General features: G+C 60.8%; 3 protein-coding genes. 2 read left to right on the forward strand and 1 reads right to left on the reverse strand.

Going from position 1 to position 2,995, the window contains the following annotated elements:
- Positions 1-177, forward strand: coding sequence for a hypothetical protein (locus tag ACYP01_RS16465; RefSeq protein ID WP_459681343.1), 177 nt, complete (start codon positions 1-3; stop codon positions 175-177).
- A 35-nt stretch (positions 178-212) separates the two neighbouring features.
- On the forward strand, positions 213-1,847 hold the full coding sequence (locus ACYP01_RS16470) for a class I adenylate-forming enzyme family protein (protein ID WP_285181575.1): 1,635 nt from the start codon (positions 213-215) through the stop codon (positions 1,845-1,847).
- A gap of 25 nt (positions 1,848-1,872) precedes the next feature.
- Here the strand turns inward: ACYP01_RS16470 and ACYP01_RS16475 are convergent, their stop codons facing one another.
- Entirely contained in the window at positions 1,873-2,769 is an 897-nt protein-coding gene (locus ACYP01_RS16475; RefSeq protein WP_007735622.1) for an SDR family oxidoreductase, read from the reverse strand.
- Between the last annotated feature and the right edge of the window lie 226 nt (positions 2,770-2,995).

A 2,995-nucleotide genomic window follows, 5' to 3' on the forward strand; every position in this document is an offset into this window, starting at 1 on the left:
CTGTTCGTTCAACGCAGCCCTACGTCGGGGGACGGACGGGGTCTGTCCAGTGGCGAATTCTGGACCCGCACCGGGGTTTTGGTTGCCACTGTCACTCAGGAAGTTCTCATTCGCGAAAAGCACGCTCCCACTTTCGACACGCGGCCGAAGCTCGCCGCGACCATGCAGGCAGGTTAACTACGTCAGGAGTAGATGTGCACGGAATGCCCTTCATGCCAGTATCTCTCGAGTATCCCGACGTTGCGTTCGACGCTGTTCTCGCCGGTTCGGCACGCGCCTACGGAGATCGTATTGCCCTACGGGACGGCGACCAGGCTCTCACTTTCATCGAACTCCACGATCACGCGCTCCGCATAGCGCAAGGACTGTCCGACAGGGGCATTCGACCTGGCGATCGTGTAGTTCTCCTGATGCCCAATTCCCTGTGGTACCCGGTCGCCTACTTCGGAATTCTGTGTGCCGGCGCCGTGGCATGCCCGGTCAACCACACTCAGCCGACGGAAACACTGCGAGAATTGTTGGCAGAGTTCTCGCCTCGTGCCGCGGTGGTTCACCCGTCCAGTGTGGCGGCATTCCGTGCGGCACAGAACTCGGGGCTCGAATTCACCGTCGTCGCTCCCCCGACCGCGGCGGCCCCGGCGAACTGCCCGTCGCAAGACAGCGCAATCAGTGACGTCGATCTCTCTCATCTTCTCGAGTCGCCGGCCCTCACCCGAAAACTGGCGAGTTCACAAGGCGTCGCACATCTTCAGCTCACCGGCGGCACCACAGGCCGCTCGAAGGGCGTTCAGGTTCTGCACCGCAATCTGGTGGCCAGCACGATACAGACCACAGCGTGGCGTAGCTCGTCTCTTCCGGAAAGCGACGAAGCCGGTGGCATTCGGATGGTTCCGGTACCCACTGCTGTACACGAGAATTCGGAGCGAATGGGCGAGGGCGTCATTGCCGTCGTCGCACCGTATTTTCACGGACTGGCTCTCGTCGGACAGTGCAATCACGTACTTGCCGGTACCACCACCCTCGTACTCGGCAGGTTCGATCCTCACGAGTACCTCGCAACCATCGAGCGCCACAAGATCGACAGACTGATCGGCGCACCGGCGTTCTACCACCTACTCCTCGAGGCCTCGACCAAATCGACTCACGATTTGAGTTCGGTGCGTTCGGTGTTCTCAGGTGCTGCACCCATCGACACGACCACGTTGCGTCGCATGGGCGAGACATTCTCGAACGCGAAGGTCATCGAGGGTTACGGACTCAGCGAGGCGACAACCATTCTCACCAATCAACTCAACAACCCAGATGCGCGATCACCGATCGGCAGCGTAGGCTTACCGGTCTTCGACACGCGAATATCATTGCGAGACATGGAAACCGAAGAGGAAGTCACAGCCGGTGAAGTGGGCGAGATCTGGGCGAGTGGACCGCAAGTCACCGCCGGGTACTTCGCCGCACCCGAACTGACCGCGCTCCAATTTCGTGACGGTTGGCTCAAGACCGGCGACTTGGGCAGATTCGACAGCGATGGAAATCTGTATGTCGTCGGCAGGAGCAAAGACATGATCATCTACAAGGGGTACAACGTATATCCGGTTCAGCTCGAGGAGGTGCTGTGCTCCCACCCCGGCGTCGCGCAGAGTGCGGTGATCGGCAGGCCCAATGACGAAGTCGGGCAGATCCCGGTGGCCTTCGTCGTAAGATCGCCGGGCGCGGCCAGGGTTTCGGCATCCGAACTCGTGGAATACGTGAGTGAGAAGGTGGCTCCCTACCAGCGCATCCATGCAGTCGAGTTCATCGAGGCGCTACCTTTGACTCCAACGGGAAAGGTGCAGAAGTCGCGGCTCTAGTTCCACCCGGTTGCGGCCAGGGTTGTCAGGTGAGCGGTTTTCCACCCGTCACGCCGATGACTTCCCCAGTGGTGTAACTGGATTCGCCAGAGGCGAGAAATACATAGGCGGGAGCAAGCTCGGCCGGCTGACCTGCCCGCCCGAGAGGAACGTCGTCCCCGAACGTCTCGAACTTCTCCTTGGGCATCGTCGCCGGAATCAGTGGCGTCCAAATCGGTCCAGGTGCAACGGCATTGACCCTGATTCCCTTTCGTGCGACATCGGCGGCCAGTCCCTTGGTGAAGTCGATGATGCCCGCCTTTGTCGTGGCGTAATCGAGCAGCTCGGGCGACGGGGACGCACCTTGGATGGACGAGGTATTCACGATCGTCGATCCGGGCTCCATCTGCGCGATCGCTGCTTTGGAGAGCCAAAATAGTGCGTAGAGGTTGGTTTTCATCACACGGTCGAATTGTTCGGTGGTGATATCGGCGATGCCGCCCATCTGCACCATCTGAAACGCGGCGTTGTTCACCAAGATGTCGAGTCCGCCGAGTTCACGCACCGCGGTTTCGACCAAAGCAGAACAGTGTTCCTCGCTTCGGAGATCTCCCGGCACCGAGACGGCTTTGCGACCTGCCTCCTCGACCCAGCGAGCGGTTTCCCGAGCGTCCTGTTCTTCCTCGTCGAGATAACTCAGGACAACGTCCGCGCCCTCTCTGGCAAATGCAATCGCGACCGCACGTCCGATGCCCGAATCCGCTCCGGTGACAATCGCACGCCTTCCTTCGAGTCGACCGCTTCCTCGATAGGTGTTTTCACCGTGGTCGGGAGGAGAAATCATGTCTGCGGTGAGACCGGGGTGTGCGATCTCCGCCTGCCGCTCACGCACAGGAGCGGGGAACCGCGTGGTCGGGTCCTGCATTGCGTACTGGTCCGGCATATCGATACTCCTCGGGTGACGCAGTTTCTCGCGGGCTTCTGGATGGATGCACTGCACATGCCTCCTTCCCGCCGAATAGAAATCGAAACCTCGGGGTGGCCGGGGTCTCACTCGTCCTGGCGCCGACGATCTCGGTGCGTCGAGCCCACTTGTTCGTTGTGGTTACTACGCGGTAGGTCGGGGTAGCCCGCGTAGCGGCGGTGGCTCCGCGACCCGCGGAGCACTC

It is taken from the genome of Rhodococcus sp. no. 34, assembly GCF_054589475.1.

Excerpts from the sequence above, each read along its gene's own strand:
- ACYP01_RS16470 (WP_285181575.1), top strand. The coding sequence starts at position 213 with ATGCCAGTATCTCTCGAGTATCCCGACGTTGCGTTCGACGCTGTTCTC.
- ACYP01_RS16475 (WP_007735622.1), bottom strand. The coding sequence starts at position 2,769 with ATGCCGGACCAGTACGCAATGCAGGACCCGACCACGCGGTTCCCCGCT.